The organism is Candidatus Neomicrothrix sp. (genome assembly GCF_035329545.1).
In the GTDB taxonomy this organism is placed as follows: Bacteria; Actinomycetota; Acidimicrobiia; order Acidimicrobiales; family Microtrichaceae; genus Microthrix; species Microthrix subdominans.
Genome location: NZ_DAOLGP010000013.1, coordinates 64,363 through 91,135, shown reverse-complemented (window position 1 = coordinate 91,135; position 26,773 = coordinate 64,363). Strand labels below are relative to the sequence as shown.

23 protein-coding genes and 1 pseudogene are annotated in these 26,773 nt (G+C 68.4%); 15 read left to right on the top strand and 9 right to left on the bottom strand.

Annotated elements, in window-relative coordinates; all coding sequences use genetic code 11:
• Nucleotides 1-198: 198 nt before the first annotated feature.
• Together PKD89_RS09605 and PKD89_RS09600 are read left to right on the top strand one after the other, a co-directional pair.
• Nucleotides 199-1,641 (top strand): ArnT family glycosyltransferase, encoded by a 1,443-nt coding sequence (locus PKD89_RS09605; RefSeq protein ID WP_289010397.1) that lies wholly within the window; start codon nt 199-201, stop codon nt 1,639-1,641.
• Between the two features lie 36 nt (nt 1,642-1,677).
• Nucleotides 1,678-2,754, top strand: a complete 1,077-nt coding sequence (locus PKD89_RS09600; RefSeq protein ID WP_287374065.1) for a DUF2817 domain-containing protein — start codon at nt 1,678-1,680, stop codon at nt 2,752-2,754.
• A 6-nt stretch (nt 2,755-2,760) separates the two neighbouring features.
• Here the strand turns inward: PKD89_RS09600 and PKD89_RS09595 are convergent, their stop codons facing one another.
• Nucleotides 2,761-3,702, bottom strand: coding sequence for a hypothetical protein (locus tag PKD89_RS09595; RefSeq protein ID WP_287374067.1), 942 nt, complete (start codon nt 3,700-3,702; stop codon nt 2,761-2,763).
• Nucleotides 3,703-3,793: 91 nt separating this feature from the next.
• Here PKD89_RS09595 and PKD89_RS09590 point away from each other — a divergent pair, with 91 nt between their 5' ends.
• Nucleotides 3,794-5,164 (top strand): hypothetical protein, encoded by a 1,371-nt coding sequence (locus tag PKD89_RS09590; RefSeq protein WP_287393395.1) that lies wholly within the window; start codon nt 3,794-3,796, stop codon nt 5,162-5,164.
• A gap of 28 nt (nt 5,165-5,192) precedes the next feature.
• On the opposite strand, the gene PKD89_RS09585 is transcribed toward PKD89_RS09590, so the two are convergent.
• The gene (locus PKD89_RS09585) at nt 5,193-7,055 is read right to left on the bottom strand and encodes an NAD(P)/FAD-dependent oxidoreductase (protein ID WP_287393396.1); all 1,863 of its coding nucleotides are present in this window, start codon (nt 7,053-7,055) and stop codon (nt 5,193-5,195) included.
• Nucleotides 7,056-7,153: 98 nt separating this feature from the next.
• Between PKD89_RS09585 and PKD89_RS09580 the strand changes: the two genes are divergently transcribed.
• Together PKD89_RS09580 and PKD89_RS09575 are read left to right on the top strand one after the other, a co-directional pair.
• Nucleotides 7,154-7,753 (top strand): pentapeptide repeat-containing protein, encoded by a 600-nt coding sequence (locus PKD89_RS09580; RefSeq protein WP_289010396.1) that lies wholly within the window; start codon nt 7,154-7,156, stop codon nt 7,751-7,753.
• Nucleotides 7,754-7,888: 135 nt separating this feature from the next.
• Entirely contained in the window at nt 7,889-8,902 is a 1,014-nt protein-coding gene (locus PKD89_RS09575) for a Rho termination factor N-terminal domain-containing protein (protein ID WP_289010395.1), read from the top strand.
• Between the two features lie 73 nt (nt 8,903-8,975).
• Here PKD89_RS09575 and PKD89_RS09570 read toward each other — a convergent pair.
• Nucleotides 8,976-10,019: pseudogene (locus PKD89_RS09570) on the bottom strand (1-aminocyclopropane-1-carboxylate deaminase).
• A gap of 56 nt (nt 10,020-10,075) precedes the next feature.
• On the opposite strand from PKD89_RS09570, the gene PKD89_RS09565 reads away from it, so the two are divergent.
• Nucleotides 10,076-11,038 (top strand): sigma-70 family RNA polymerase sigma factor, encoded by a 963-nt coding sequence (locus PKD89_RS09565; protein ID WP_289010394.1) that lies wholly within the window; start codon nt 10,076-10,078, stop codon nt 11,036-11,038.
• An 18-nt stretch (nt 11,039-11,056) separates the two neighbouring features.
• Here the strand turns inward: PKD89_RS09565 and PKD89_RS09560 are convergent, their stop codons facing one another.
• From PKD89_RS09560 to PKD89_RS09535, 6 genes are all read right to left on the bottom strand, one after another.
• On the bottom strand, nt 11,057-12,235 hold the full coding sequence (locus PKD89_RS09560; protein WP_289010393.1) for an ABC transporter ATP-binding protein: 1,179 nt from the start codon (nt 12,233-12,235) through the stop codon (nt 11,057-11,059).
• 9 nt (nt 12,236-12,244) lie between these two features.
• A complete protein-coding gene (locus PKD89_RS09555) occupies nt 12,245-13,090 on the bottom strand; it encodes a carbohydrate ABC transporter permease (protein ID WP_289010392.1) in 846 nt (281 codons plus the stop codon).
• 1 nt (nt 13,091) lies between these two features.
• Nucleotides 13,092-13,931 carry a sugar ABC transporter permease gene (locus PKD89_RS09550; RefSeq protein ID WP_349257338.1) on the bottom strand — a complete coding sequence of 280 codons (840 nt, stop codon included), beginning with the start codon at nt 13,929-13,931 and terminating at the stop codon, nt 13,092-13,094.
• A gap of 65 nt (nt 13,932-13,996) precedes the next feature.
• The gene (locus tag PKD89_RS09545) at nt 13,997-15,253 is read right to left on the bottom strand and encodes an ABC transporter substrate-binding protein (protein WP_289010390.1); all 1,257 of its coding nucleotides are present in this window, start codon (nt 15,251-15,253) and stop codon (nt 13,997-13,999) included.
• Between the two features lie 167 nt (nt 15,254-15,420).
• On the bottom strand, nt 15,421-16,311 hold the full coding sequence (locus PKD89_RS09540) for an ABC transporter permease (protein WP_289010389.1): 891 nt from the start codon (nt 16,309-16,311) through the stop codon (nt 15,421-15,423).
• The gene (locus tag PKD89_RS09535; protein ID WP_289010388.1) at nt 16,308-17,294 is read right to left on the bottom strand and encodes an ATP-binding cassette domain-containing protein; all 987 of its coding nucleotides are present in this window, start codon (nt 17,292-17,294) and stop codon (nt 16,308-16,310) included. Before PKD89_RS09535 ends, PKD89_RS09540 begins: the two co-directional genes overlap by 4 nt.
• A 387-nt stretch (nt 17,295-17,681) precedes the next feature.
• Here PKD89_RS09535 and PKD89_RS09530 point away from each other — a divergent pair, with 387 nt between their 5' ends.
• The 9 genes from PKD89_RS09530 (at nt 17,682) to kdpC (ending at nt 26,765) form a co-directional block, all read left to right on the top strand.
• Nucleotides 17,682-18,659, top strand: a complete 978-nt coding sequence (locus PKD89_RS09530) for an LLM class flavin-dependent oxidoreductase (RefSeq protein WP_289010387.1) — start codon at nt 17,682-17,684, stop codon at nt 18,657-18,659.
• 126 nt (nt 18,660-18,785) lie between these two features.
• On the top strand, nt 18,786-19,406 hold the full coding sequence (locus tag PKD89_RS09525) for a TetR/AcrR family transcriptional regulator (protein WP_289010386.1): 621 nt from the start codon (nt 18,786-18,788) through the stop codon (nt 19,404-19,406).
• 43 nt (nt 19,407-19,449) lie between these two features.
• Complete coding sequence (locus tag PKD89_RS09520) at nt 19,450-20,586, top strand: nitronate monooxygenase (RefSeq protein ID WP_289010385.1); 1,137 nt, start codon at nt 19,450-19,452, stop codon at nt 20,584-20,586.
• Complete coding sequence (locus PKD89_RS09515) at nt 20,583-21,911, top strand: cytochrome P450 (RefSeq protein ID WP_287374096.1); 1,329 nt, start codon at nt 20,583-20,585, stop codon at nt 21,909-21,911. Before PKD89_RS09520 ends, PKD89_RS09515 begins: the two co-directional genes overlap by 4 nt.
• Nucleotides 21,912-22,080: 169 nt before the next feature.
• Complete coding sequence (locus PKD89_RS09510; RefSeq protein WP_289010384.1) at nt 22,081-22,248, top strand: hypothetical protein; 168 nt, start codon at nt 22,081-22,083, stop codon at nt 22,246-22,248.
• Complete coding sequence (gene kdpF / locus PKD89_RS09505; protein WP_287374099.1) at nt 22,245-22,334, top strand: K(+)-transporting ATPase subunit F; 90 nt, start codon at nt 22,245-22,247, stop codon at nt 22,332-22,334. The genes PKD89_RS09510 and kdpF overlap by 4 nt, the downstream gene beginning before the upstream one ends.
• On the top strand, nt 22,334-24,082 hold the full coding sequence (gene kdpA / locus PKD89_RS09500; protein ID WP_324332406.1) for a potassium-transporting ATPase subunit KdpA: 1,749 nt from the start codon (nt 22,334-22,336) through the stop codon (nt 24,080-24,082). Before kdpF ends, kdpA begins: the two co-directional genes overlap by 1 nt.
• Entirely contained in the window at nt 24,079-26,184 is a 2,106-nt protein-coding gene (gene kdpB / locus PKD89_RS09495) for a potassium-transporting ATPase subunit KdpB (protein WP_324332405.1), read from the top strand. The genes kdpA and kdpB overlap by 4 nt, the downstream gene beginning before the upstream one ends.
• Entirely contained in the window at nt 26,184-26,765 is a 582-nt protein-coding gene (kdpC, locus tag PKD89_RS09490; RefSeq protein ID WP_289012308.1) for a K(+)-transporting ATPase subunit C, read from the top strand. Before kdpB ends, kdpC begins: the two co-directional genes overlap by 1 nt.
• Nucleotides 26,766-26,773: the final 8 nt, after the last annotated feature.

Below are 26,773 nucleotides of genomic sequence, written 5' to 3'. Positions count from 1 at the left end.
CTCCGGCGACGTCCTGTGGTCCCAACGCCACGGCGAATTCATCCCCTGACCCGACCGCAAGGTCAGGCGGTGAGATCGGCGGATGGTAGGGGGTGGGCGTCGCCAGCACGGTGCAACGACGACGGCCCAAGCCCTCTACGATGACGCCGCCACATACCGCCGGGCCCTCCCTCGGCTCCTTGAAGGGGAAGTCACGCAATGACCCAGCCGGCCGGCAGTTCGCCGACGGAGCCCGGAGCACCTGCGGCGAGCGGGCTGCCCGATGTCGAGGTTGCTGATGCACGGGCCCGTGCGACCACCGAAGCGACGGTCCCCGCAGGCTGGACCCGCCGATTTGTAGTCGGGTTGGCCCTGATCGGTCTGGTGGGGTTGGGCGTGCGCGTGGCCTACATCCTCGTGGCCAAGAGCGACGGCGACGCCTGCGGCCAGAAGGTATGCGGCGATGCCTACTACTACAGCCTGCAAGCCGAGGTGATTGCCCAGGGGGACGGCTTCGAACGGCCCTTCACGGGTGGGGAGGCCGCGGACCACCCACCCCTGACCGCGCTGGTCGCCACCCCCGCAGCCATGCTCGCCGGCGAAAACACCATGGCCCAACGGTTGACGATGGCGCTCGTGGGCACCGGCGCAGTGGTGATGATCGGGCTGCTCGGACGGGCCGTGGCCGGCGACCGGGCCGGCCTGATCGCAGCGGGCATCGCGGCGCTGTACCCCAACATGTGGATGAACGACGGGGTCGCGATGAGCGAGTCGCTCACCGCACTGGGCATGGCGACGTGCCTGTGGTTGACCTACCGGCTGATCCGCTCCCCAAGCGTGATCACGACGGCCTGGCTTGGCGCAGCGGTCGGCCTCAGCGTGCTCGCCCGGGCCGAACTGGCGCTGTATCTGCCGTTGGTCGTCGTACCGGTGGTGCTGTGGCGACTCGACATCGACCTGCGGGCGAGGCTGGTGCGGCTGGTCGTCGCCGGTGCGGCAACGTTGGCTGTGCTCGCACCGTGGACGATCTACAACGCCACCCGCTTCGAACGGCCGGTGCTCGTGTCGACCAACGACGGGCTCACGTTGATCGGCGCCAACTGCGACGGCGTGTACTCAGGTTCCCGCATCGGGCTGTGGGACGCCTTCTGTGCCGAGGATGTCCCCGCTGGCGGCGATCAATCGCGGGCCTCGGCCGCCTACCGAAGCGCAGCGGTCGACTACATCGGCGACCACCTCGACCGCGTGCCGGCGGTGGTCGCAGCACGGGTCGGGCGGGTGTGGAGCGTGTTTCAGCCCGTCCAGATGGCCGACTACAGCGTGGCAGAGGGCCGCGAGCGTGCGCTCAGCCTGATCGGCACCTTCGTCTACTACCCGCTGGTCGTCGCCGCAGTGGCGGGCGCGGTGGTGCTCATCCGGCGACGGACGCCCCTCTGGCCGCTGGCGGCCACCTTTGTGATGGTCACCATCACTGCGATGGTGCTCTACGGGCTGACCCGCTTTCGGGTGCCCGCCGAGGTGGCGATCGTCGTGCTGGCGGCGGTGCTGGTCGATCATCTCCTCCCGGGCGGCGAGACGGTGCCGCGTGACGCCTCGCCGGAGGCGGATGGTGTGGATCGGGATGCTGGGTTTGCCCCTGCCATGCCGCAGGAGGCTGGCTAGAGGCAAACCCCGCGATCGAGATGGCAGGATCGGGCGATGGCCCTGCCCTTGTTGCCGCTGACCTATGACGAGATGCGGGCCCGTTTTCGTCTGGCGGTTCACCGAGCTGGGCTGAGCATCGAGGTGCATCCGATCGACGCCAGCGGCCCGGAGGGGCAGGAGCTCACCGTCGACGTGGCCGCCTTCGGTCCCGGCGATGCCCCCAACGCTCTGATCGTGTTGTCGGGCGTGCACGGGGTCGAAGCCCCGGTCGCGTCGGCGCTGCAATGCGACCTTGTGGACCGCTTGGACGAGCTGTCACCACCGGACAACCTGCGGATCGTGCTGGTGCACGGCGTCAACCCGTGGGGCATGGCGTGGTGGCGGCGGGCCAACGAGAACAACGTCGACCTCAACCGCAACTGGAACCGGGATCACGTCGACCCGCCGGTCAACGAGGGGTACCAACTCGTCCACCCGCTGCTGTGTCCGGACACCGCAACCGTTCCCACGCTCGAGGAGTTTCGAGAGCAGATGATGGCGCTGGTCACCGAGCATGGCCGCACCTGGATGCGCGACGTGATCAGCGTCGGCCAATTCACCCATGCCGATGGCTTCTACTTTGGAGGTGATCGCACCGAGCAGTCCACCCGCATCCTTGCCCACGTCGTCGCCCGGCACGCCGCTGCTGCCGTCCGGTCGCTGAGCGTCGACGTGCACACCGGCCATGGCCCGCACGGCACCCACACGCTGCTCACCGGCGCACGCGTCGGCACCCCCAACGACCGCTGGATTCGCCACCGCTTCACCGCCGACGAGATCTCGGGCCGGGCCAGGTCCAGCCCCGAAGGCCCTCGCGGCCACCTCGGCGCCGGCCTGGCAGACGTGCTCACCGACAGCGAGCACCGCTCGGTGGTCCTCGAGTTCGGCACGCGCTCCACCGATCATCAGGTCGTCACCACCCGGCTGGAGAACTGGGTGCACCACCACGGCGATCGGGGGACGCCTGAGGGGGTCGACATCATCGTGAGGAACCGTCGCAACTACACGCCCGACGACCCGGAGTGGGCCACCAACGCGCTCGATCAGGGCCGTGCGGTGCTCGACGACGCGCTGCGGGCCTTTGAGGGCTGAACGGCGTCAGCGGCGCTCGGCCACCGCGATCGCCCGGCGGCGAACCGCCTCGACGAATCTGGCCGGCGAGTCGGGGTCGGTATCGAGGAAGAACGACGGCTCGAACAGCTCGGCCTCGAGCAGCGCCTCGGTGCCGTCGTTGAGCGACACCAGGTCGTAGCGGCCGTACAGGAGCGGCTCGTCATCGCTCAGCCACCGCTTGTGCGCAGCGATCGAGGCGACGACGTCGACGGCCGCCATCGTCGCCTCCCGTTGAGCGGGGGTGGGGTCGGCAGCGGTGATCGCCTCCCGGTAGCTGCCGCCCAGGAGCGTTCCACCGACGTCGAGGATCGGGGCCTTGACGATGGCGTGGGAGATCTCGCCGTCGAACACGATTACGCCCACCTCGCCGCGCTCGGCCACCGAAGCGATCGCCGGCTGAATCATCACCGTGCCACCGGCACCGAGGATCAGCTCTGCCAGGGCTCGTGCGGCGGGGTCGTCGACGGCGAAGCGCCCGGTGTTGCGGCTGCCCGCCGAGATGGTCGGCTTGACCACCACCTCGCCCGAGCTGCCGCCGGGCCGTGAACGGTCGGCCTGGGCGCCGAGCAGGGCATCGACCCGGCGCAACGAGTCGGCAAACCCGGTGGGCACCGTCGGCACACCAGCGTGGTCGAGCTCCGCCAGGTAGCGCTTGTCGAGGTTCCAGCTGATCAGCGGTGCCGGGTTCATCAGCGTGGGTAGGTGCTCGACCGAACGCAACCAGGCCAGGAAGTCCACCGTCCTTTCCGGGTAGTCCCAGGGTGAGCGGATCACCACCAGGTCGTAGGCATCCCAGTCGGCGGCCATGGTCCAGCTGCGGTACTCCAGGTCGATGTCGGCAGCTGCGAAGGCCCGCTCGTGGGCCGGGCGATCGACGTCCTCGTCGGTGACGCTCGGGTCATCGGTGGTGACGAAGGCGACTCGCATCGACCCAGCGTAGGAGAGGTCGACGGCGCCGGTCACCGGTCGGTCACCCAAACGGTGGGCGCCGACTCGGCGGCGGTGGGAACATGGGGTCATGTCCGGTTCCGTCGAGAGCGCCGTTGCGACGATCACCAAGCGAGATCCCGGCCTTGGCCCCTACGCGGAGCTTGCGGCCGACATGCTCACCGCCGGCGAGGAGATCGACGTGCTCAGCCAGGCGTACCTGCAGGACACCCTGTGGTGGCGGGTACCCAAGCGGCTCGATCCGGAGGATTGGGACGATGCGGTGGCCGGCACGGCGGCGTTGCTTGGCGAGCTCGGCCTCGACCGGTACGCCCAGATCGCCCGCTCCGACACGACCACCCGGATCCTCGACGCCTGGCGGGAGGGACCAGCGGTTGGTAGCGGTGCTGCCGCGGCCGCTCGCGAGGCCAGCGGTCTGGTTGCCCCCGACACCGATGCGCTCGCCTGGGGATCGATCATGGGTGGCGAGGAGGCGACCGCCCTCGATGCGATCGAGCGAGCGCTGGAGGATCGCCTGGTGAGGAGCGGGGTCGACCCGGAGGGCCGCTCGTGGAAGCGGGCCGCCCAGGAGACCACCGAGGCGACCCTCGACGCCTCGCTCGAGTTTCCACCAGGCCAGTCGTTGTTCACGATGATCGTCACCGAGCGGGTGGAGAGCTGGATCGATGGGGTTCGCGAGCCCCGGGTGGCGGCCTGGCGGGGGGCGGTGGCCAACCGACTGCTCAGCCCGATCGATCCGCCTGACGGGGCCGAGGCGATGGTGGCGCCGATGACGTGGGTGCTCGAACAGGCGGCCGATGGCCTGCGGCTCACCCAGAGCCATTACCTTCCGCCGGCGGTGGTGCGCGAGGGCGTCGAACGCTTCGACTGGTGGCCCTTCGATCGTCCTCCCCGTTCCGAGGCCGACGTCCCCCAGCTGCTTGACCTCCGCGAGGTTGCCACCGACTTGCGCCTCGTTCGCCGGACCGGCCGAGACCTGAAGCTGACCAAGTCCGGCGTCGCGGCGCTGACCAACCCGGCCGTGTTGTGGCGACGACTGGTCGACACGATCGGCGGCTCGAGCGAGTTCGAGGGCATCGTTGCCGAGCTGCTGGCCCTCAGCCTGTTGCACGGCGATGCGGTCGACGACGAACTCGAGCGGGAGCTGGCCTCGGTGCTCGCTGCTCTGGGGTGGCGTCGAACCGACGGCGAGATCTCCCCGAGGGACGTGGGTGAAGCGCTGTGGGAGCGGTTGCGCGTGTGGGTTGCGCTGAACATCGTCGATCACCACTGGTCCGTGTGGGATTCCGCCACCCAAGAGGAGCTGGAACCCAGCCGGGTGGCGTTGACCGACGCCGGCGTCACGACGGTGCTGGCCTACCTGCGCCGGCGGGCGCTGGCGCCCCGCCACGACGTCGGCCACCCGGACGACTTCGACGACCTGGACGACCTGGACGACTGAGGGAACAGCCTCCCCTACGGGGCGCTGATCAACCGGGCTCGTGGGCTGTGGTGGCGCCGCCCCCGAGCGGTGCGGAACCCGGGGCACGAAACGCCAGGCCGTCGAAGCTGCCGCTGGTGCGCCAGCGGTCGATCAGCGCGAAGAAGGCCACCGGGCCGTCCGGGTAGCCGCTGGCGTTGAGGCGCTGCGCCGGAGTCGGTTCGGCGCCCTCGTTGTTGTAGTAGCCGGGGGTGCAGTCCGGGTTGCCGAGAAACCCCCGGGTGGAACTCTCGAACTGGGCCACCCAGGCTTGCTCGGCCTCGGCGGTGGCCTCCACCTCCAATGCGCCGATGGTGAGCGCGTGGGCGACGACCGCGGCGATCGACGTGGCGGCCTCGGTGAGGTTGTGGGTGACGTTGGAGATCAGGTTGGCGCCCTGGTTGAGCCCGACGATGAACAGGTTGGGGAACCCGGCAACATGGGTGCCGTGCAGGCTGCACATGCCGTCGACCCAGTGCTCGGACAGCGAGAGACCGTCTCGGCCGGTGGTCTCATAGGTGGCCGAATGGGCCAGGTGCACGTCGAACCCCGAGGCGAAGATGAGGCAGTCGAGCGGGTAGTGCTCGCCGGCGGCCCACATCCCGGCGGCGTCGATCGCCTCCACTCCCTGCCCGTCGGTGTCGACCAGGTGGGTGTTGGGCCGGTTGTAGGCCTGCAGGTACTCGTCGTGGAAGCAGGGCCGCTTGCACAGCTGGCGATACCACGGCTTGAGTGCCTCGGCGGCGCTCTCGTCGGCGACGATCGTGTCCACCCGGGCCCGGATTTCGGTCATCTTTTCATCGTCGGAGTCCTCATAGGCGCGGGCGACCAACTCGGGGGTGAACGCCTCCCCGGTGGAGGTCATCTCGAGGACCACCCGGTCGCGGATGCGCTTGGCGATGTCGGTCCAGCCGTCCATCACCAGGTCCTCGTCGGTGAACCCGCCGGTCTGCAGGGTGGCGAAGTTGTCCAGCCAGCGCCGTTGCCAGCCCGCTTCCAGCGCATCGAACTCGGCGGGGTCGGTCGGCCGGTTGTTGCGGACGTCGATCGAGGACGGCGTGCGCTGAAACACGAACAGTTCGCCCGAGTCCCGGGCCAGGTGCGGGATCGCCTGCACCGCCGTCGCTCCGGTGCCGATGATGCCCACCCGCTTGTCGGCCAGCCGGTCCATCGGCTCGCCCGACGGACTGCCACCGGTGTAGGGGTAGTCCCACCGGCTGGTGTGAAAGCAATGCCCTTCGAAGGTGTCGAGCCCGGGGATGCCCGGCAGCTTGGGGCGGTGCATCGGGCCGGTGCCCATCGCCACGAAGCGGGCCCGGATGGCGTCGCCGCGGTCGGTGCCGATCAGCCAGCGCGACGTCGCCTCGTCCCACTCGAGCGAGGTGACCTCGGTCGAGAACAAGGCCCGTTGGTACAGGCCGTAGTGGGTGGCGATGCGCTGGGCGTGGGCGAAGTTCTCGTGGCCCATCGTGTACTTCTGGGTGGGCATGTGCCCGGTCTCCTCGAGCAGCGGCAGGTAGACCATCGCCGCCGTGTCGCACATGGCGCCCGGGTAGCGGTTCCAGTACCAGGCGCCGCCGACGTCGCCGCCGCCTTCGATCAGTCGCACGTCGGTGACGCCCGCCTCGGCCAGGCGAGCCCCGGTGGTCAGGCCGGCGAACCCGCCGCCGATGATCGCCACGGTTACCTCGTCGGTCACCGGGTCCCGCTCGACCCGCTCGGTGAAGGTGTCCTCGCGAAAGTGGGCGAAGCGGCCGGTCGGTTCGATGTATTGGTCCGAGCCGTCGCTGCGCAGGCGCTTGTCGCGTTCGGCCCGGTAGCGCGCCCGCAGTGCTGTGCGATCCGGCGGCTCGACGGCGTTGGTCGTGTTCATCTTGCACCCCCTGGCGGCGACGATGGAACGTCGACCGCCCGATCGTAGGAACCAGCGCCCGGGTCGTCGACCCGCTACGTCGGGGGTACGGTCAACCGATGGTCGCTCTCACCACCGCCGCGGACGGCGAGGAGTACGTCGAGTTCACCTACGACGCAACCGATGCCGCCGACGTGGTGCTGGCATCGGTCAGCTTCGAGGACTGTGTCTTCGAGGGCCTGGCACTCGAGTCGACCCGGCTTGTGCACTGCTCCTTCGTCGATTGCGTGTTCAGGGACTGCGACCTGGGGGTGCTGCTGGCCGACGACTGCGTCTGGCGCGACGTCGCCTTCGAGCGATGCCGCATACAGGGCGTCGACTGGCGTGCCCCGAAGGGAGCGGGATTGGGCAACCAGCTTCGCTTCGACGGGTGCTTCCTCCGCTACGGGGTGTTTATGGCGGCGCACCTCCCCCGGGTGGAGTTTGCCAACAGCGACCTGCGGGAGACCGAGTTCAGCGATGCCGACCTGACCGGGGCGAGCTTTGCCGGCTGTGACCTGTCGGGAGCACGCTTCCACAACGCACGGCTGACCGAGGCCGATTTTCGTGGTGCGCAGGGCTACGACCTCGACGTCACGACCAAGCTGATCAAGGGCGCAACGTTCTCGATGCCCGAGGCGGTTCGGCTGCTCAACGGGCTCGACATCACCGTCGAGTAGCGGGCAGTGCTGGCAGACGTGACATGTGACAACCGCTGCGTTTTATGTAAAAGCAGGGCGGGCACTGAACAATGTATGAAGAGGTCCGTGCCGACGGGCCGCATCGACGAGCGATTTGCTCGAAAGCGAGATGACATGACTGCATCAACCGAGACCACAAACGCCTTGGAAGAGCGCCTCGATCGTTTGGAAGAGCGTCTTCCCGCGCTGCCGGCCAGCCTGGTCGCGTTGCAGCGCTCGCTGGTGTGCGCCACGGCACGCACCGCGTACTCGGGTGTCGAGCTGTTCGTTGACGCCGCTCGTACGGTGCTGAAGACCGGGAGCGACGCCGCCACCACCGCCAAGGGACAGACGGTCCGTGCGGTCGAGGACACCGTCGAGACCGCCAAGGACGCAGCCCGCACCGCATCCGGGCAGGTTCGCAGCGCGGCGGAGGACACCGTCGAGACCGCCACCGATGCCGCCCGCACGGTTGCTGGTCAGGCTCGGAGCGCCGCGGAGGACACCGTCGAGACCGCTACCGATGCCGCCCGCACGGTTGCTGGTCAGGCTCGGAGCGCCGCGGAGGACACCGTCGGGACCGCCACCGACGCCGCCCACACCGTCGCCGATCAGGCTCGGAGCGCCGCGGAGGACACCATCGAGACCGCCACCGACGCCGCCCACACCGTCGCCGACCAGACCCGTAGCGCTGTGAAGAGCGTGAGCGACGAAGCATCGACGCAGGCGAAGACCGTGGTCGACCAGGCGCAACGCGCCGCCAAGGACACGAAGGCGACCGCCAAGACCGACGCCAAGACGGCCTCCGGCCAGGTGCGTGCCCAGGCCAAGCGCGTGGGTGACACGGCAGAGACACAAGCCAAGACCGCGTCCGGTCAGACCAAGGCCCAGGCCAAGCGGGTGAAGGACACCGCAACGACCGAGGCCAAGAAGCTGCGCGACGCCGCTTCAGACGCCGCCGACGACGCCACCAAGACGGCGACCGCAGCCACCCAGGATGTCACCGACCGGGTCGAGGGCATCTCACCGGACCGCGGCTACGAGACCTGGAGCCGGGCCGAGCTGTACGAGCGTGCCCAGGAACTCAAGATCAAGGGCCGCACCGGCATGAAGAAGCACGACTTGATCGAAGCGCTGCGCAACAGCTGAGGGGCCACCCCGACAGCATGATTTTCCGAGAGGCCGGCGTCGTTGACGCCGGCCTTCTCGCGTAGCGGGTGGGTCAGTGGAACAGCTCGCGAACCGGCGAGCCGAGGCCGGGAAACCCGGCGTAGGCGGGCAGCGCCGGCTGGCCACCAAGGTGGCAGTAGAGCACCTTCGAACCGGCGGGGATCTCGCCAGAGCGGATCAAGCCGATCAGCCCGGCCATCGACTTCCCCTCGTACACCGGGTCGGTCAGCATGCCCTCGGTGCGGGCGGCCAGGTGGATCGCCTCGACCGTCTGGGCGTCCGGCACGCCGTAGGCCGGCCCCTCGTAACCGGGCACGACCGTGATCTCGTCGTGGCGCAGCGGCCGGCCGAGTTCGATCCTCTCGGCGGTGCTGTTGGCGATGCGGGTGACCTGCTCGGTGGTCTGGTCGAGCGTGGCCGAGGCGTCGACGCCGATCACCCGCCGCCCGGCCCGGTCGGACAACCCAAACCCGGCGACCATGCCGGCATGGCTCGATCCGGTCACCGTGCACACGATGATCGTGTCGAAGAACGTGTTGTGCTCTGCCTCCTGGGCCTCCACCTCGACCGCCCAGTTGGCGAACCCAAGCCCGCCGAGGGGATGGTCGGAGGCGCCGGCGGGGATGGCGTAGGGCGTGCCGCCGGCGTCGACCACCAACTGCAACGCCCGCTTTCAGCTGTCCCGGACGCCGATGTCGAACCCGGCCGGATCGATCCGTACGTCGCCGCCCATGATGCGGGTCAGCTGGATGTTGCCCACCTTGTCGTAGGCCATGTCGTTGTAGTCCACCCACCCTTCCTGGACGGTGACGGCGCCGAGGCCCAGGTGGCGGGCCACGCCGGTGACCGCACGGGTGTGGTTGGACTGGATCCCGCCGATCGAGACCAGCGTGTCGCAGCCCTGCTCCAACGCGTCGGCCACCAGGTACTCCAGCTTTCGCACCTTGTTGCCGCCAAAGGCGATACCCGAGTTGCAGTCCTCCCGCTTGGCCCAGATCTCCACCTGGCCCCCGAGCGCTTCGCTCAGCCGCGGCAGGGGATGGATGGGCGAAGGTCCAAAGAGCAAGGAGGTGCGAGGAAAGTCGGCCGGCAACATTGAGCCAGTCAACCGCGCGGCTCGACATCGCCGCTCATCGTCGTAGTGTTCACCCCATGGAGACGGCGACGCTCGACCTGACCGCCGAGTTCGACCTGCGGCGGCGCGAACTCACCGGCTACTGCTACCGCATGCTGGGCTCGGGTGCGGAGGCCGAGGATGCGGTTCAGGAGACGATCCTGCGCGCCTGGAAGGCGGCCGACCGCTTCGAGGGCCGTTCCTCGGTGCGCACTTGGTTGTACCGGATCGCCTCCAACGTGTGCATCGACATGGGGCGTGCGCCCCAGCGGCGGGCCCGCCCGATGGACCTGGGTGGTCCGTCGACGCTGGCGACCGCCCAGCTGGTGCCGCTGCCCGAGTCGACGTTTGTGCAGCCGATCGCCGACCGTCGGGTGATCGACGTCGACGGCGATCCCGCCGAGGTGGCCGTCGCCCGAGACTCGATCCGGCTGGCATTCGTGGCTGCCCTCCAGCACCTGGCGCCCCGCCAGCGGGCGGTGCTCATCCTGTGCGAGGTACTCAAGTGGCAGGCGTCCGAGGTGGCCACGCTGCTCGACACCAGCGTGGCCTCGGTTAACAGCGCCTTGCAGCGGGCGCGCGCGACGCTGGCGAGCCTCGATATCGAGGCGCTCGACCCGACGCTCGATCCCGAGCACGAGGCGTTGCTCGGGCGCTACGTCGACGCCTTCGAGCGCTACGACATGGGCGCCCTGGCCGAGCTGTTGCGCTCCGACGCGGTGATCTCCATGCCGCCCCACGACCTGTGGCTGAGGGGCGCCGACCAGGTCACCGGGTGGATGTCCGGCCCCGGGCACGGTTGCGAGGGCTCCAAGCTGATCCGTGTCGACGCCAACGGCACGGCGGCGTTCGGGAGCTACCGACCGGCCGGCGACCGCCGGTGGGAGCCGTTTGCGCTGCAGGTGATCGACGTGGTCGACGGTGAGATCACCGGCCACCACAACTTCCTCTACCCGGAGCTTTTCGCCGACTTCGGCCTGCCGCCGTTTCTCACCGACTGACGGGCACCGCCGGCGCGATCAGTCGCGCTGGTCGTCGACGAACAGGTTGGCGCCGGTCTCGGCGTCGAAGAGCACCACCCGGTCGGAGTCGACCACCATCTCCAGCTCCTCACCCTCGGCGGCCTTCGAGTTGGCATCGAGACGGGCCACCATCTCGGCCCGGTCCCCGGCCCCCAACGCGGGCTGATCGAGCTCCTCGGCCAGCTCCTCGAGCTCGTCGGACTGGGCGCCCTCGGTCTGAAAGTGGGCGTAGAGCTCCGAACCCATCCACTCGACCACGTCGATCGTGGCGGTGAAGCGCAGGTGGTCGTCGCGGTCCTCGACCAGCGATGCGTCCTCGATGTGTTCCGGACGGATCCCGACGATGATGCGATCCGATGCGCCGTCGAGCGTCTCGCGCAGCGACTCGGGAACGGTGACCGTGCCGATCGGCAGCTCGATCGTTCCCGCGTCGCCCCGCTCGCCGGCGAGGAAGTTCATCGACGGCGAACCGATGAACCCGGCGACGAACAGGTTGTCCGGCCGGTTGTACAGGGTGCGCGGCGAGTCGACCTGCTGGACGATGCCCCGCCGCAGCACCGCCACCCGGTCACCGAGGGTCATCGCCTCGACCTGATCGTGGGTGACGTACACCGTCGTCGTGCCCAGGCGCTGCTGGATGCGGGAGATCTCGGTGCGCATCTGCACCCGCAGCTTGGCATCGAGGTTGGACAACGGCTCGTCCATCAGGAATGCCTGGGGCTCCCGGACGATTGCCCGGCCCATCGCCACCCGTTGCCGCTGACCGCCCGACAGTGCTGCCGGCTTGCGGTCGAGCAGCTCGGTGAGCTCCAGGGATTCGGCGGCCTCCTCCACCCGACGGGTGATCTCGTCGGAGTCAACCTTGGCCAGCTCGAGGGGGAACCCCATGTTCCGCCGGACGGTCATGTGTGGGTAGATGGCATAGGACTGAAACACCATCGCCATGTCCCGGTCCTTGGGGTCGACGTCGTTGACCTCCTTGCCGTCCACCCGCAGGGTGCCCTCCGAGATGTCCTCGAGGCCGACGATCATGTTGAGCAGGGTCGACTTTCCACAACCGGAGGGCCCGACGAGGATGAAGAACTCGCCGTCCTCGATCGTGAAGTTGGCCTTGTCGACGGCGACGGTGCCGTCGGCAAACCGCTTGGTGACGTTGTCGAGCTGGATCTCTCCCACTGGGGGCTCCTATCCCTTGACGGCGCCGGAGGTCAGCCCGGACACGATGCGGCGCTGGAAGATCAGCACCATGATGATGATCGGGACGGTCACCACCACCGATGCGGCGGCGATCGATCCCGTTGGTTGTTCAAACTGGCTGCTGCCGGTGAAGAAGGCGATCGCCGCCGGCACTGTCCGGGCCTTGTTGGTCGACGTGAGCGACGTGGCGAAGAGGAAGTCGTTCCAGGCGAAGATGAACACGAGGATCGCCGAGGTGAACACGCCCGGAGCGGCCAGCGGTGCGATCACTTTGCGGAAGGCCTGAAACGGGGTGGCCCCGTCGACCCGCGCCGCCCGGTCGAGGTCCCAGGGGATCTCCCGGAAGAACGCCGACAGTGTCCAGATGGCCAAGGGCAACGTGAAGGTCATGTAGGGGATGATCAGGCCCGCCCAGGTGTCGAACAGGTGCAGCGTTCGCCACATGTTGAACAGCGGACCGATCACCGACACCGGGGGGAACATGGCGATGGCGAGAGCGCCGGCCAGCACCAACTTGCGGCCCGGGAAGTCCAGCCGCACGATGGCATAGGCAGCGAACATCGCCAGCGTCACCGCCAGGACGGTCGAGATCAACGCGATGCCGATCGAGTTGCGCAGCGCCGAGGGAAACTGGGAGTCCTCGAAGATGGCCCGGTAGTTCTCGAGCGTCGTTGAGCGGGGAAGGAACTGTCCATCGGTCAACTGGGAGCTCGGCTTCAGCGACAACGAGACGATCCAGGCCACCGGGATGAGGGCGTAGAAGATCACCGCCGCCAGGCCGACGGCCCAGAGCACCCGCTCCTTCGCCGTTCGCTCCTTCACATCGCTGGCCATGTCACACCTCTCCTTGCTGCTGGTCGAGGTTGGCGCCAAACCCCTTGACGAACAGGCCGGCGATGAGCAGTACGGCGATGAACACCAGCACCGAGACCGCCGACCCCAGGCCCAGGTTGAGGCGGGTGATCAGCGTCTTGTAGCCGGTGATCGACACGGTCTCGGTGCCCTCGGCGCCACGGGTCTGCACGTACACCGAGTCGAACACCCGGAAGGCGTCCAGCGTGCGGAACAGCAGGGCCACCAGGATGGCCGGCTTCATCAGCGGCAGCGTCACCCTGGTGAAGCGCTGAAAGGCGGACGCCCCGTCAACCCGTGCGGCCTGCAGCAGGTCGTTGGGCACCAGGGTCAGCCCGGCGAGCAACAGCAGGGCCATGAACGGCGTGGTCTTCCATATCTCGGTGAGGATGATGACGAAGAACGACGACCATCGTGCACCGAACCACGCCGTGTCGGTGCCGAGCAGCCCGTTGACGAACCCGGTGGTCGGGTCGAAGGCGAACTTCCAGGCCAGCGCAGCGACGACGGTGATGATGCCGTAGGGGATCAGGGTCGATGCCCGCACCAGGCCGCGCCCGAAGATGGCGCGGTGCATCACCCAGGCCAGGGTGAAGCCGAGCACCAGCTCGATGATGACCGAGAAGACGGTGATGATCACCGTGCTCAGCACCGAGTCCCACCACTGCGAGGACGACAGCACCGAGGCGTAGTTGGCCAGGCCGATGAACTCGCGGTCGTCGGGAAAGCGCAGGTCGTAACGCTGCAGGCTGAGCCAGACCGCGTAGGCGATCGGGTAGGCGGTGACCACCAACATGACGGTGACCGCCGGAGCGCACAGCATCCACCCCAGGCGGCGTTCGGCGTTGGCGCGGGCGCTGCGGCCCTCGTGTGCCGTCTCGGTTGAGCTCACAGCAACCCCTCCCCGTTGAGCGCCCGGGTGACGGCGTCGCGCAGCTTGTCCACGTCGGCCTCCGGGTCGATGTCCTCCAGCGGATGCAGCGTTCCCGACACCGCCAGGGACACGTCGTTGTACAGCGGCGTCTGGGGCCGGAGCGTCGCCTCCTTGAACGTCGCCACCAGATCGTCGGCGAACGGGTAGGTCTCCCGCACCTTGTCATCGGAGTAGAGCGACTCGATCGTCGGGGGCAGTCCGCCGTTGGTGGCGGCGTAGATCTGATTGTCCTCGTTGGCCAGGCACGCCGCCGCCTCGAAGGCCTCGTCGGGATGCTTCGACATGGCGCCGACGCCGATGTTGACCCCGCCGAGCGTGACGTGGGCCGGCTCGTCGGCCGTCACCCGGGGGAACATCGCCCAGCCCAGGTTCTTGAACACCTCCGGGGCGTTGGCCTCGGCGCTTGGATAGACGAAGGGATAGTTCAACATGAACGCCGACTCGCCCGCCTCGAAGCTCAGCCGGTTGTCGTCCTCGATCGACGTGGACAGCGTGTCGGGTGCCGCATCGGAGCGGGCGTACTTGGACAGCACCTCCAGCGCTGTGCGCGTGGGCTCCTCCTCGAGCGACACCTTGGTGGCGTCGTCGTTGAGGATGCTGCCGCCCGACGACGCCAACACGGTGTTGAACAGCACGGTCAGCCCCTCGTAGCGCTGGCCCTGCGTCTGGATCAGGTGGGGCTTGCCCTCCTGCTCGAGCTTCGCCGACATGTCGAGCATCTCGTCCCAGGTTGTGGGTGGGGTCTTGACCAGGTCCTTGCGGTACCACAGCAGCTGGGTGTTCGAGGTGAAGGGAACGCCGTACACCTCGTCCTCGTAGGTGGCGCTCTCGACGGCGGCCTCCAACTTGCCCTTGGTCGCCGCTTCGGCCGCCTTGCCCTCCAACGGCAGGATCCACTCGGCGCCGGCAAACTCGGCGGTCCAGATGACGTCCATGCCGATCAGGTCGATCGACGTGTCGCCGGCGGCCAGGCGACGCACCAGCTGCTCTCGCTGCTGGTCGGCGTCCGCCGGCAGCACCTGCACCTTGATGTCATAGCCCTCGGTCGAGCAGTTCTTGGCGGCGTTGGTGAACGAGCCGCCGGGCTCATCGAAGACGTACCAGTTGAGCGTCGACGCCCCGCCCTCGTCGCCACCACAAGCGGACAGGCTCAGACCGAGCGTGACCAGCGCCAGGATCGCAGTGCACAGCGGACGTCCCCGGGGACTCATCGCATGGTTTCCTTGAGTTGGACAGTGAGTGACAGTGGGCACAGCCGGGGGGAGCTGACGAATACCTACCCCACTGTCGCAACGTCCAAACAACAAACCCGATCGTTGTGACTCGGAGGCGCCGACAACCGGCACCTCCATACCCCTCGCCTCTCACGGGCGTGTGGTCAGGAGTCGATCGAGCGCTGGTAGGCGAGCACCGCCAACGGCGCGCAGATGACGACGATGGCGACGATCCAGATCCACGAGTACGCAACCGGGTGGACGAGCGACCACGGTGCGCCCGGCTCGGTCGGGGTGTTCGGGTTGCCGAACAGGGTCCGCAGGGCGTCGGCCACGGTTGTGATCGGGTTCCACGACGCGACCGTGCGCAGCGGGCCGGGCATCGACGAGATCGGCACGAACGTCGAAGCGACGAAGGTCAACGGGAACAGCGCCACGAATGCGATCCCGCCCACCCCTTCCGGGGTGGCGACGAGGCTCCCCAACAGCACGCCGATCCAGATCATGGCGAACGCAAACGCCACCATCAGGGCGTAGGCGCTGAGCGTGTCGAACAGGCTGCCGCGGATCCGCCAGCCGATGACGTAGCCGGTGATCGACATGAGTGCGATCGGCAACAGGGCCTTGATGACGTTGGCGACCGCGTGGCCGCCCAGCACCGCACCGCGGGCGATCGGCAGCGCCCGAAACCGGTCCACCGCCTGGTTCTTGCGATCGTTGGCGATGCTGAGGGCCACGCCGAACGCGGTGAACACCAGGGTCTGGGCCATGATCCCGCCCATCAGAAACTCGCGATAGCGCTGTGGGGTGGACTCACCGCCGCCGGGAACGACGATGGCGCCGCCGAACACGTAGGCGAACATGATGACGAACATGATCGGCTGGATCGTGGCGTCGCTGAGCTGTTCGGGTTGACGACGCATGTGAATGAGGCCGCGCCGTGCGATCACCCACACGTCGTGGGTCACCCCGCGGGGCTTCGGTAGCGCCTCGCCGCCTTCTCGGCTCGCGGCGTGGCGGCCGTTCGATTCGATTGGATTGGTGATGGCGGTCATCGGTGGGCCTCCTCGGCCTCGTCAGATGGTTGGTCGGCCTCGGCGGGAGCACCGGTCAGGGTGAGGAACACCTCGTCGAGGGTGGGCTGGCGCAGGCTGAGGTCCTCGACGGCGACCCGGTTGTCGGCCAGCGCGTTGGCCACCGAGGCGAGGGCGGCGACGCCCTCGGTCGTGGGTGAGGTGGCGGTGCGTGCAGGGCGGTCGACCACCGGACGGGTGCCGGTGACTCGGGCCAGGATGGCGGCCACCTCATCGAGTTGCGACGGATCGTTGATCGTCACGCCGATGTTGTCGCCACCCACCTGGCGCTTGAGGCTGCGCGCATCACCGCGTGCGATCACCCGACCATGGTCGACGACGAGGATGTCGTCGGCCAGCCGGTCGGCCTCGTCCAGGTACTGGGTGGTCAACAGGATCGAGGTGCCGTCGCCGACCAGCGTCTCGAGCACGCCCCACAGCTCGGTGCGGGCCCGGGGGTCCAGCCCGGTGGTCGGCTCGTCGAGGAACAGCACCGACGGGCGGCCGACCAGCGTCGCCGCCAGGTCCAAGCGCCGGCGCATGCCGCCCGAGTAGCCGGAGCTCACGCGGTCGCCGGCATCGGCGAGTGAGAACTGTTCCAGTAGTTCCCGGGACCGCGCCTTGGCGGCCCGGCCTGATAGCTGGTGCAACTCACCGTTCATCACCAGGTTCTCGTGGCCGGTGAGCAGCGGGTCCACCGTGGCGTCCTGGGCGGCGAGACCGATGCGGCGGCGCACCTCGGTCGGGTGGCGGGCGACGTCGAATCCGGCCACCATCGCCGTTCCGGCGGTGGCCTGGGCCAGCGTGGTGAGGATCCGCACCACCGTCGTCTTGCCGGCCCCGTTGGGGCCGAGCACGCCGGTGACGGTGCCCGTGGGCACCTCGATGTCCACCCCGGAAAGGGCGACCGTCTCGCCGTAGTGCTTGACGAGGCCGGTGGCCTCGACCGCTAAGAAAGATGTCATGAGGGCGACTCCACGATCACGTCCCGTCGCCACGTGCGAACGGGACTGGAAAATGCTGGCATGGGTAACCGACGACGCGCGACCGCTTTTCTCATCGCGGCCGCTTCTCTCGGCACGGGCGAGGTCGTCGGGGTTGGTGGCCGGAGCCTCCGCGCAGAAGCCTGACCGCCGACTTGTGCATGACCACCATGCATAAGTCGGCGGTCAGAGTTTTGCACGATGGGACAGCAGCACCGGGAGCTGCGTCATCCCCGTCTCCAACCGTGATCGCCGTGTCCGCCGTGATCGTCGTGACGTCGGCAGGTTCTCCCGCCTGCCTGGTCGGTGACCAGGGAGACGGTGCCCGTTTGAGCGCGCCGCCTTGCAGTTCTTGCGATGATGGACCTCATGACCTTCATCGCCCTTCGCTACGACATGCGGACCACCCCGACCGGGGCGGACCACGAGGCGCTCTACCAAACGGCCATGGATCAGATCCGCTGGGCCGATCAGCTCGGGCTGGACGCGGTGGTGTTGTCGGAGCACCACGTCAGCGAGGAGGGCTACCTGCCCTCGCCGCTGGTGATGGCCGGTGCGGTGGCCGGGGCGACCGATCGCATCACGATCATGCTCGCCGCGCTGGTTGCCGGCCTGCAGCACCCGATCCGCCTGGCTGAGGACCTGGCGGTGCTCGACCACCTGGCGAGTGGCCGGGTGCTGGCCGTGCTCGGCATCGGCTATCGCCCAATCGAGTTCGAGGTGTTCGGCGCCGACCGCAGCCGTCGCGGACCGCTGCTCGAGGAGCTGGTGGGCGTGCTGCGCCAGGCCTGGGCGGGGGAGCCGTTCGAGTTCCGAGGTGCGACGATCGTGGTACGGCCCTTGCCGCTCACCCCGGGCGGGCCGATGCTGGCGGTCGGCGGATCGGTGGCGGCGTCGGCGAAGCGGGCGGCGCGGTTGGGGCTGCCGCTGTTCGCCGGTCACAACGACCCGGAGCTGGGCGAGATCTATCAGGCCGAGTGCGCCCGGCTGGGCCACGAGGGCGGCTGGACGATGATCCCGTCCGGTCCGATGTTCGTGCACGTCAGCGACGACCCCGAGCGGGACTGGGCCCGGATCGGTCCCATCGCCCTCGACGACGCCGCCATCATGGCCTCGTGGCAGACCGCCGGCAACCGCTCGCTGGTCGATTCCGCAGCGACCACGCTTCATGATCTGCGCTTGGAGGGCACGTACCGGGTGCTCACCCCCGACGAGTGCGTCGCGTTGTGTCGGGAGGTGCACACCCTGACGCTGCACCCGCTGATGGGCGGCCTCGACCCCGACCTGTCGTGGGCCAGCCTCGAACTGTTTGAGTCCGACGTGCTCCCTCGTCTGCGCGCCAACTGATCGCCTCGAACGGGCGTAACTCGTGAGGGCTCATCGGCCCCGAGCACCTCGGGCGGCCACACCGAGCAGTCGCAGATATATCAAGCGGTCGACATACGTAGTGTTCATTATGTAACCTGCCCGACCGTGGGCCGCACCCAGGAAGCACGACGCGCCGAGACCCGTCGCCGGTTGCTCGACGCCGCCACCGACCTGTTTGCCCGGCAGGGTTATCACGCCACCTCGGTCGAGGCGGTCGCCGCCGCGGCAGACCGCACCACCGGAGCGCTGTACAACCACTTCGGCGGCAAGTCCGGCCTGTTGGTCGCCCTGCTCGAGGACTGGATCGCCCAGACGGTCGCCGGCCTCACCGCCGGGCTGCGGGGAGTGCCCGACCTCAACGGCCGGTTGGCGGGGATGTGGACCGGCCTGATCTCCCACGACGGCGAGAGCGGTGACGTCTGGCTGCTGCTCGAGTTTGAGCTGTGGCTGCACGCCGTCCGCGACCCCGAGATCGGCCAGATCGGCGCCGAGCGTTTCCGTCAAATGCGCAACGGTCTGGCCGGGGCGCTGGAGGACTGGGCAATCGAGTTCGGCTTCCACCTTCCCGGCCCGAGCGACGAGGTGGCGTCGCAGCTGATCGCCCTGCTGACCGGCATGGCGTTTCAGCACCGGCTCGACCCGGTTGCGATCTCGACCGGGGCGGTTCTCGCCGGGCTGCGCCGGCTTCTCGAATTGACCCCCGAGCCGGCCCGTCTGACCACCTGATCACCCGTCCACACCCGACACATCACCATCCAGGAGCCATCCCATGCAGACCGAACTGGCCAAGCGCCTCGGTATCGAGTTTCCCATCTTCGCCTTCACCCACTGTCGTGATGTGGTGGTCGCCGTCAGCAAGGCAGGTGGCTTCGGCGTGCTCGGGGCGGTCGGGTTCACCCCCGAGCAGCTCGAGACCGAGCTGACCTGGATCGACGAGCACATCGGCGAGTTGCCCTACGGCGTCGACATCGTCATCCCCGGCAAGTACGAGGGCATGGGCGAGGGCGATGCCGAGAAGCTCGAGCAGGAGCTGAAGGACCTGATCCCCGAGCAGCACCGCAAGTTCGTCGATGACATCCTGCATGACCACGGCGTGCCGGACATCCCCGACGAGGACAAGATGCAAGAGCTGCTCGGCTGGACCGAGGCGACCGCCGGCCCGCAGGTGCAGGTTGCGCTGTCGCACCCCAAGGTGAAGTTGCTCGCCAACGCCCTGGGTACGCCGCCGCCGGACGTGATCGACGAGATCCACGAGTCCGGCCGCCTGGTCGCCGCCCTGTGCGGCACGGCCTCGCAGGCCACCCGCCACGCCAACGCCGGCGTCGACATCGTGATCGCCCAAGGCACCGAGGGTGGCGGCCACACCGGCGACGTCGCCTCGCTGGTGCTGTGGCCCGAGGTGATCGACGCCATCGGCGACACGCCGATGCTGGCGGCGGGAGGCATCGGCAGCGGCCGCCAGATGGCGGCGGCGCTGGCCCTGGGTGCCCAGGGCGTGTGGACGGGGTCGCTGTGGCTCACCGTCGACGAGGCCGACGTGCCACCGGCGCAGATGAAGACGCTGCTCGAGGCGACCAGCCGCGACACGGTGCGCTCGCGGTCGTGGACCGGCAAGCCGTGCCGCATGCTGCGCAACGAGTGGACCGAGGCCTGGGAGGCCGAGGGCAACCCCAAACCGCTCGGCATGCCGATGCAGTTCATGGTCACCTCCAACGCGGTGCAGCGGGGCCACCTCTATCCCGAGCAGGCCAAAGACGTGAACTTCAACCCGGTCGGCCAGATCGTCGGCAGGATGAACAAGATGCGGCCGACACGCGAGGTGGTGTTCGACCTGGTGAGCGAGTGCATCGATGCCACCGAGCGCCTCCAGGGCCTCATGAACTCGACCACGGAGGCGTCGGCATGACCGCCACGACGAGCCCCGATTCCCGCGACGAGGGGATCGGTTCGCCCGCGACCGGCGGCTGTCCTTTCACGGGCGCGGTCGCCCGTGGGCCGATCGAACCGGTCGCCGTCGAGCCGGGCTTCGACTTCACCGACCCCGATCTGATCGCCGACCGCATCCCGCTCGAGGAGCTGGCAGCGCTACGCCAAAGCGCCCCGATCTTCTGGAACCCCCAGACCCGCGAGGAGTCGTCCTTTGACGACGGCGGCTTCTGGATGGTCACCCGGCACGCCGACGTGAGGGCGATCTCCGGCGCCCGGGACGGCTGGTCGTCCGAGGAGAACACGGCGGTCGTCCGCTTCGACGGTGCGACTGTCGGCCCCGACGAGCGGGCGATGCAGCGGGAGATGATCCTCAACATGGATGCGCCCCGGCACACCAAGCTGCGGGGCATCATCGGCCGGGGCAGCTTCACCCCCCGGGCGATCGGCCGGATCGAGGGAGCGCTCGACCAGCGGGCGCGCCAGATCGTGTCCGACGCCGTGGCCAAGGGCAGCGGCGACCTGGTGGCCGATGTGTCGTGTGAGCTGCCGCTTCAGGCGATCGCCGACCTGGTCGGGTTCCCCCAGGAGGACCGCAAGAGGATCTTCGACTGGTCCAACCAGATGGTGGCCTACGACGACCCGGAGTACGAGGTGGAACCGGCCGTCGCCGCCGCCGAGATCCTCGGCTACGCCATGGGGCTGGGCGAGGCCCGCAAGGCGGACCCGCAGGGCGACATCGCCACCCGGTTGCTCACCGCCGACCTCGACGGCGAGCTGCTGACCTCCGAGGAGTTCGCCTTCTTCTGTTTGATTCTGGCGGTCGCCGGCAACGAGACCACCCGCAACGCGATCAGCCACGGTATGCAGGCGTTCTTCGAGAACCCCGACCAGTGGGAGCTGTTCAAGCGAGAACGGCCCGAGACGACCGCTGATGAGATCGTGCGTTGGGCCAGCCCGATCGTGATTTTCCAGCGCACCGCCACGACCGACCACGAGATCCACGGCACGAAGATCAAGGCCGGTCAGCGGGTGGGGTTGTCCTACAGCTCGGCCAACTTCGACGAGACCGTGTTCGACGAGCCGCACCGCTTCGACATCACCCGTAGTCCCAACCATCACGTGGGCTTCGGCGGGGGCGGAGCGCACTACTGCATCGGAGCCAACCTGGCCCGCATGGAGATCAACCTGATGTTCAACGCCATCGCCGACCTGGCACCCGACATCGAGCCGCTGGGCGACCCCCGCCGGCTGCGCAGCGCCTGGATCAACGGCATCAAGGGCCTTCCGGTGCGCTACGCCTGAGGCGGTGCGCCTTTGGGACGATTGGAGGTCACCTGTTGGCCCGTCATCATCCCAAAGGTCGGCATCCACGCTGGGTGAGCGCGAACACGACGCCAAGATGTGGCGATTGGCCGTGAAGAAGGCGTGAAGGCCATTCCCAGCAGGACGAGGGGCGCCTAGACCTCTTCGCATGACAGATGTTCTACTTCTGATCCTGCTGATCGGTGCCTTCGCCGTCTTCGCCGGCTATGTGCGCGTGTGCGACCGCATCGTCGGTCCGGACGACGATGTCGACGTGACGTCGCCACCGACGCCCTCGGCGTCGGTGGCAACCCCGAACGCGGGGGAGCGCCTGTGAACCTCGAGAGCATCGCAGGCCTGGTGATCGCCGCCGGGCTGTTCGTCTACCTCGTCGTCACCCTGATCTGGCCGGAGCGCTTCTGATGTCCGCCGCAGCCATTTTCCAAATCGTGGTTCTGTTGGTGTTGCTCGGCGTCACCGTGCCCCCGCTCGGGCGCTACCTGGCGGGGGTGTTTGGCGACCCAGAACTGGGCGCCGAGCCCGAGCCCACCCCCGGCGAGCGGGTGTTTGGCCCCATCGAGCGCGTGATCTACCGGGCCTGTCGCATCGACCCCGGATCACAGCAGCGCTGGACCGGGTACGCCATGTCGCTCCTGGCGTTCAGCCTCGCATCGGTTGTGGGGTTGTACGCCCTGCTCCGATTGCAAGGGGTGCTGCCCCTGAACCCCGATGGCTTCCCGGCCGTCGGCCCGACGGTGGCGTTCAACACGGCCGTCTCGTTCCTCACCAACACCAACTGGCAGGCCTACGGCGGCGAGACCACGATGAGCCACCTCAGCCAGATGGTGGGGCTGACCGTTCAGAACTTCGTGTCGGCGGCTGCCGGCATGGCGGTGATCGTGGCGATCATCCGTGGCATCACCCGGCGCGGATCGTCCACGCTCGGCAACTTCTGGGTGGACCTCACCCGGATCGTGGTGCGGGTGCTCGTGCCGATGGCGTTCATCGCTGCGATCTTCCTGGTCAGCCAGGGCGTCATCCAGAACTTCTCGGGGACTCAAACGGTCTCGGGCGTTGCCGGCGCCTCCCAGTCGGTCCCCGGTGGCCCGGCGGCCTCGCAGGTGGCGATCAAGCACCTGGGCACCAACGGCGGCGGGTTCTTCAACGCCAACTCGACCCACCCCTTCGAGAATCCCAACGGCTGGACCAACCTGCTGCAGATCTGGTTGATCCTGTCGCTGCCCCTGGCCATCCCGCTCGCCTACGGGCGGATGGTGAAGGACCGCAAACAGGGCAACGTCTTGCTCGGCGTGATGATGGTGCTGTGGCTCGGGTCGGTGCTGCTGGCCAGCACTGCCGAGACCGCCGGTAACCCGATGCTGACCGATCGAGGCGCCGACCAGGCGGTGGCCGCCCAGCAGTCGGGCGGCAACATGGAGGGCAAGGAGACCCGGTTTGGCCCGGGGACCTGTGGGCTCTTTGCCGGCACCACCACCGGAACCTCCACCGGCGCGGTCAACTGCATGCACGACTCGATGACCGGCGCCGGCGGCGGCGTCACCATGGTCAACATGCTGCTCGGGGAGGTGAGCCCGGGCGGCGTCGGAGTGGGGTTGATGGGGCTCCTGATCTACGCCCTGCTGGCGGTGTTCATCGCCGGGCTGATGGTTGGGCGAACACCCGAGTACCTCGGTAAAAAGATACAAGCGACCGAGATGAAGCTGGTGGTGCTCTTCATCGTGGTCATGCCCCTCACCGTGTTGGGCCTGAGCGCGGTGAGCATCCGGTTGGGCACCGTGCTCGACCAGTCGATCCAGGATCCGGGGGCGCACGGCCTGAGCGAGGTGCTCTACGCCTTCACCTCGGCGACCAACAACAACGGCTCGGCGTTCGCCGGGCTCGACGCCAGCACCAACTGGATGACGATCACCCAGGGCATCGCCATGTTGCTCGGCCGTTTCGGGTTGATCATCCCGGCCCTGGCGATTGCCGGATCGTTGGCCCGCAAGCAAAGGGTGCCGGTCACCGCCGGCACGTTCCCCACCGATACCCCGCTGTTCGGCGGCCTCGTGACCGGCGTCGTGCTGATCGTCGCCGGACTCACTTTCTTTCCCGTACTTGCGCTCGGCCCGGTGGTCGAGGCGCTGGCTATGCGGTGGGGAGCCGCATGACCGCCGCCGCTATTCCACCCCCCCAATCCCCCGACGAGCCGGTAGCCCACGATCCGGGCGACACCCGGCGCCCGGCCAAGGCCTCGGTGCTCGATCGATCGATCATCGGTCCCGCTCTCCGCGACAGCGTGCGCAAGCTCGACCCGCGGGCGATGGCCAAGAACCCGGTGATGTTCATCGTCGAGGTGGGCGCTGCGCTCTCCACCGTGTTGTTGTTCACCGGCATGGGCAGCTCGTCTGCGTCGGAGAACGTCTTCAACGTCATCGTCACCGTCGTGCTGTGGTTCACCGTGCTGTTCGCCAACTTCGCAGAGGCGATGGCCGAAGGCCGCGGCAAGGCGCAGGCGGCCAGCCTGCGAGCCACCCGCCAGGAGACCTCGGCTCGCCGACGCAACGCCGACGGCAGCTTCTCCGACGTGGCCTCGACCGAACTCGACATCGGCGACGAGGTGGTGGTCGTCGCCGGTGAGGTGATCCCCGGCGACGGTGACATCGTCGAGGGCATCGCCACCGTCGACGAGTCGGCGATCACCGGCGAGTCGGCACCGGTGGTACGCGAGTCGGGCGGCGACCGTTCGGCGGTCACCGGCGGCACCAAGGTGTTGTCCGACGAGATCGTCGTGCGCATCTCGACCCGCCCCGGCGAGTCGTTTCTCGACCGGATGATTGCTTTGGTCGAGGGCGCCGAACGCCAGAAGACGCCCAACGAGATAGCGCTCGGCATCCTGTTGTCCGGCCTGACGATCATCTTCCTGCTGGCAGTGGTCACCCTGCAGCCGTTCGCCACCTACTCGGGGGACGGGCAGTCGCTGATCGTGCTCACGGCGCTGTTGGTGTGCCTGATCCCAACCACGATCGGCGGCCTGTTGTCATCGATCGGCATCGCCGGCATGGACCGGCTGGTGCAGCGCAACGTGTTGGCGATGTCCGGCCGGGCGGTCGAGGCCGCCGGCGACGTGTCCACCCTGCTGTTGGACAAGACCGGCACGATCACCTTCGGCAACCGCCGGGCGAGCGAGTTCGTGCCGGTGCACGGCGTCGGCGATGCCGAGCTTGCCGAGGCGGCGCTGGTGACCAGCCTGGCCGACGAGACCCCGGAGGGCCGCTCGATCGTCGACCTGGCCGCGGAGCAGTTCTCCCTGTCCGCCGAGCTGGAGGCGGGCGCCGAGCTGGTGCCCTTCACCGCCCAGACCCGCATGAGTGGGGTCAACCTCGGCGATGGGCGCCAGCTGCGCAAGGGCGCTGCCGACTCGGTGCGTCGATGGGTGGAGGAGCTCGGCGGGTCGACGCCCCCGGAGCTGCTCACCCATGTGGCCGACATCTCCAACTCCGGCGGCACACCGCTGGTCGTGGCCGACGGCACCCGGGTGCTTGGCGTGGTGCACCTCAAGGACGTCGTGAAGCCCGGCATGCGCGAGCGCTTCGACGAGCTGCGGGCGCTCGGCATCCGCACGGTGATGATCACCGGCGATAACCCCCTGACCGCCAAGGCGATCGCAGCCGAAGCGGGGGTCGACGACTACCTGGCGGAGGCGACCCCGGAGCAGAAGATGGAGCTGATCCGCGCCGAGCAGGCCGGCGGCCGCCTGGTGGCGATGACCGGTGACGGCACCAACGATGCGCCGGCGCTGGCCGCAGCCGACGTGGGCGTGGCGATGAACACCGGCACCCAGGCCGCCAAAGAGGCCGGCAACATGGTCGACCTGGACTCCAACCCCACCAAGCTGATCGAGATCGTCGAGATCGGCAAGCAGCTGCTGATCACCCGGGGTTCGCTCACCACCTTCTCGATCGCCAACGACGTCGCCAAGTACTTCGCCATCATCCCGGCAATGTTCCTGGTCGCCTACCCGGAACTCGATGCCCTCAACGTCATGGGTCTGGGCTCCGCTCGATCGGCGATCCTGTCGGCGGTCATCTTCAACGCCCTGATCATCGTGGCGCTCATCCCGCTGGCGCTGCGCGGCGTGCAATTCCGGGCGGTCGGCGCCGCCGAAGTGCTGCGACGCAACATGGCGATCTACGGGCTGGGCGGGCTGATCGCCCCGTTCATCGGAATCAAAGCGATCGACCTGATCATCACCACCCTGGGAGTCTCCTGATGCGTCGCCAACTGCTGACCGGCCTGACCATGTTTGCCATGATGACCGTGCTCGTCGGCGTCATCTACCCGCTGGCGGTCACCGGGGTCGCCCAGCTGGCCTTCGGTGACCGCGCCAACGGCTCGATCATCGAAACGGAGGGTCAACCGGTGGCCTCATCCCTGATCGGCCAGAACTTCGAGGGCCCGGAATGGTTCCACCCTCGGCCCTCTGCGGCCGGTGACGACGGCTACGACGGCGCCGCCAGCGCAGCGTCCAACCTGGGCCCGACCAGCGAGGAGCTGGCAGACCTGGTCGGCGAACGCGTCGAGGCCTACCGGGCCGAGAACGGTCTCGACGACCGTGTCCGGGTGCCGGTTGACGCAGTTACCGCCTCCGGGTCGGGCCTTGACCCGCACATCTCGGTGGCCAACGCCCAGATGCAGGCCCCCCGGGTGGCGGCGGACCGCGGCCTCGACGACGAGGTCGTCGCCGGTCTGATCGACGACGCCACGCAGCGCCGCCCCCTCGGCGTGCTCGGCGACGACGGCGTCAACGTCGTCGAACTCAACCTGGCGCTCGAGGGTCGCGGAGGTCGCTGATGGCGGCG

What these genes read in the sequence shown, in the direction of transcription:
- kdpA (WP_324332406.1), top strand. Translation starts at nt 22,334, where the DNA reads ATGTCCGCCGCAGCCATTTTCCAAATCGTGGTTCTGTTGGTGTTGCTC.
- PKD89_RS09550 (WP_349257338.1), bottom strand. Translation starts at nt 13,931, where the DNA reads ATGCTGTGCGCTCCGGCGGTCACCGTCATGTTGGTGGTCACCGCCTAC.
- PKD89_RS09580 (WP_289010396.1), top strand. Translation starts at nt 7,154, where the DNA reads ATGGTCGCTCTCACCACCGCCGCGGACGGCGAGGAGTACGTCGAGTTC.
- PKD89_RS09545 (WP_289010390.1), bottom strand. Translation starts at nt 15,253, where the DNA reads ATGAGTCCCCGGGGACGTCCGCTGTGCACTGCGATCCTGGCGCTGGTC.
- PKD89_RS09585 (WP_287393396.1), bottom strand. Translation starts at nt 7,055, where the DNA reads ATGAACACGACCAACGCCGTCGAGCCGCCGGATCGCACAGCACTGCGG.
- PKD89_RS09590 (WP_287393395.1), top strand. Translation starts at nt 3,794, where the DNA reads ATGTCCGGTTCCGTCGAGAGCGCCGTTGCGACGATCACCAAGCGAGAT.
- PKD89_RS09535 (WP_289010388.1), bottom strand. Translation starts at nt 17,294, where the DNA reads ATGACATCTTTCTTAGCGGTCGAGGCCACCGGCCTCGTCAAGCACTAC.
- PKD89_RS09575 (WP_289010395.1), top strand. Translation starts at nt 7,889, where the DNA reads ATGACTGCATCAACCGAGACCACAAACGCCTTGGAAGAGCGCCTCGAT.
- PKD89_RS09520 (WP_289010385.1), top strand. Translation starts at nt 19,450, where the DNA reads ATGCAGACCGAACTGGCCAAGCGCCTCGGTATCGAGTTTCCCATCTTC.
- PKD89_RS09515 (WP_287374096.1), top strand. Translation starts at nt 20,583, where the DNA reads ATGACCGCCACGACGAGCCCCGATTCCCGCGACGAGGGGATCGGTTCG.
- PKD89_RS09605 (WP_289010397.1), top strand. Translation starts at nt 199, where the DNA reads ATGACCCAGCCGGCCGGCAGTTCGCCGACGGAGCCCGGAGCACCTGCG.
- PKD89_RS09595 (WP_287374067.1), bottom strand. Translation starts at nt 3,702, where the DNA reads ATGCGAGTCGCCTTCGTCACCACCGATGACCCGAGCGTCACCGACGAG.
- PKD89_RS09540 (WP_289010389.1), bottom strand. Translation starts at nt 16,311, where the DNA reads ATGACCGCCATCACCAATCCAATCGAATCGAACGGCCGCCACGCCGCG.
- PKD89_RS09565 (WP_289010394.1), top strand. Translation starts at nt 10,076, where the DNA reads ATGGAGACGGCGACGCTCGACCTGACCGCCGAGTTCGACCTGCGGCGG.
- PKD89_RS09510 (WP_289010384.1), top strand. Translation starts at nt 22,081, where the DNA reads ATGACAGATGTTCTACTTCTGATCCTGCTGATCGGTGCCTTCGCCGTC.
- PKD89_RS09600 (WP_287374065.1), top strand. Translation starts at nt 1,678, where the DNA reads ATGGCCCTGCCCTTGTTGCCGCTGACCTATGACGAGATGCGGGCCCGT.
- kdpB (WP_324332405.1), top strand. Translation starts at nt 24,079, where the DNA reads ATGACCGCCGCCGCTATTCCACCCCCCCAATCCCCCGACGAGCCGGTA.
- PKD89_RS09555 (WP_289010392.1), bottom strand. Translation starts at nt 13,090, where the DNA reads ATGGCCAGCGATGTGAAGGAGCGAACGGCGAAGGAGCGGGTGCTCTGG.
- PKD89_RS09530 (WP_289010387.1), top strand. Translation starts at nt 17,682, where the DNA reads ATGACCTTCATCGCCCTTCGCTACGACATGCGGACCACCCCGACCGGG.
- kdpC (WP_289012308.1), top strand. Translation starts at nt 26,184, where the DNA reads ATGCGTCGCCAACTGCTGACCGGCCTGACCATGTTTGCCATGATGACC.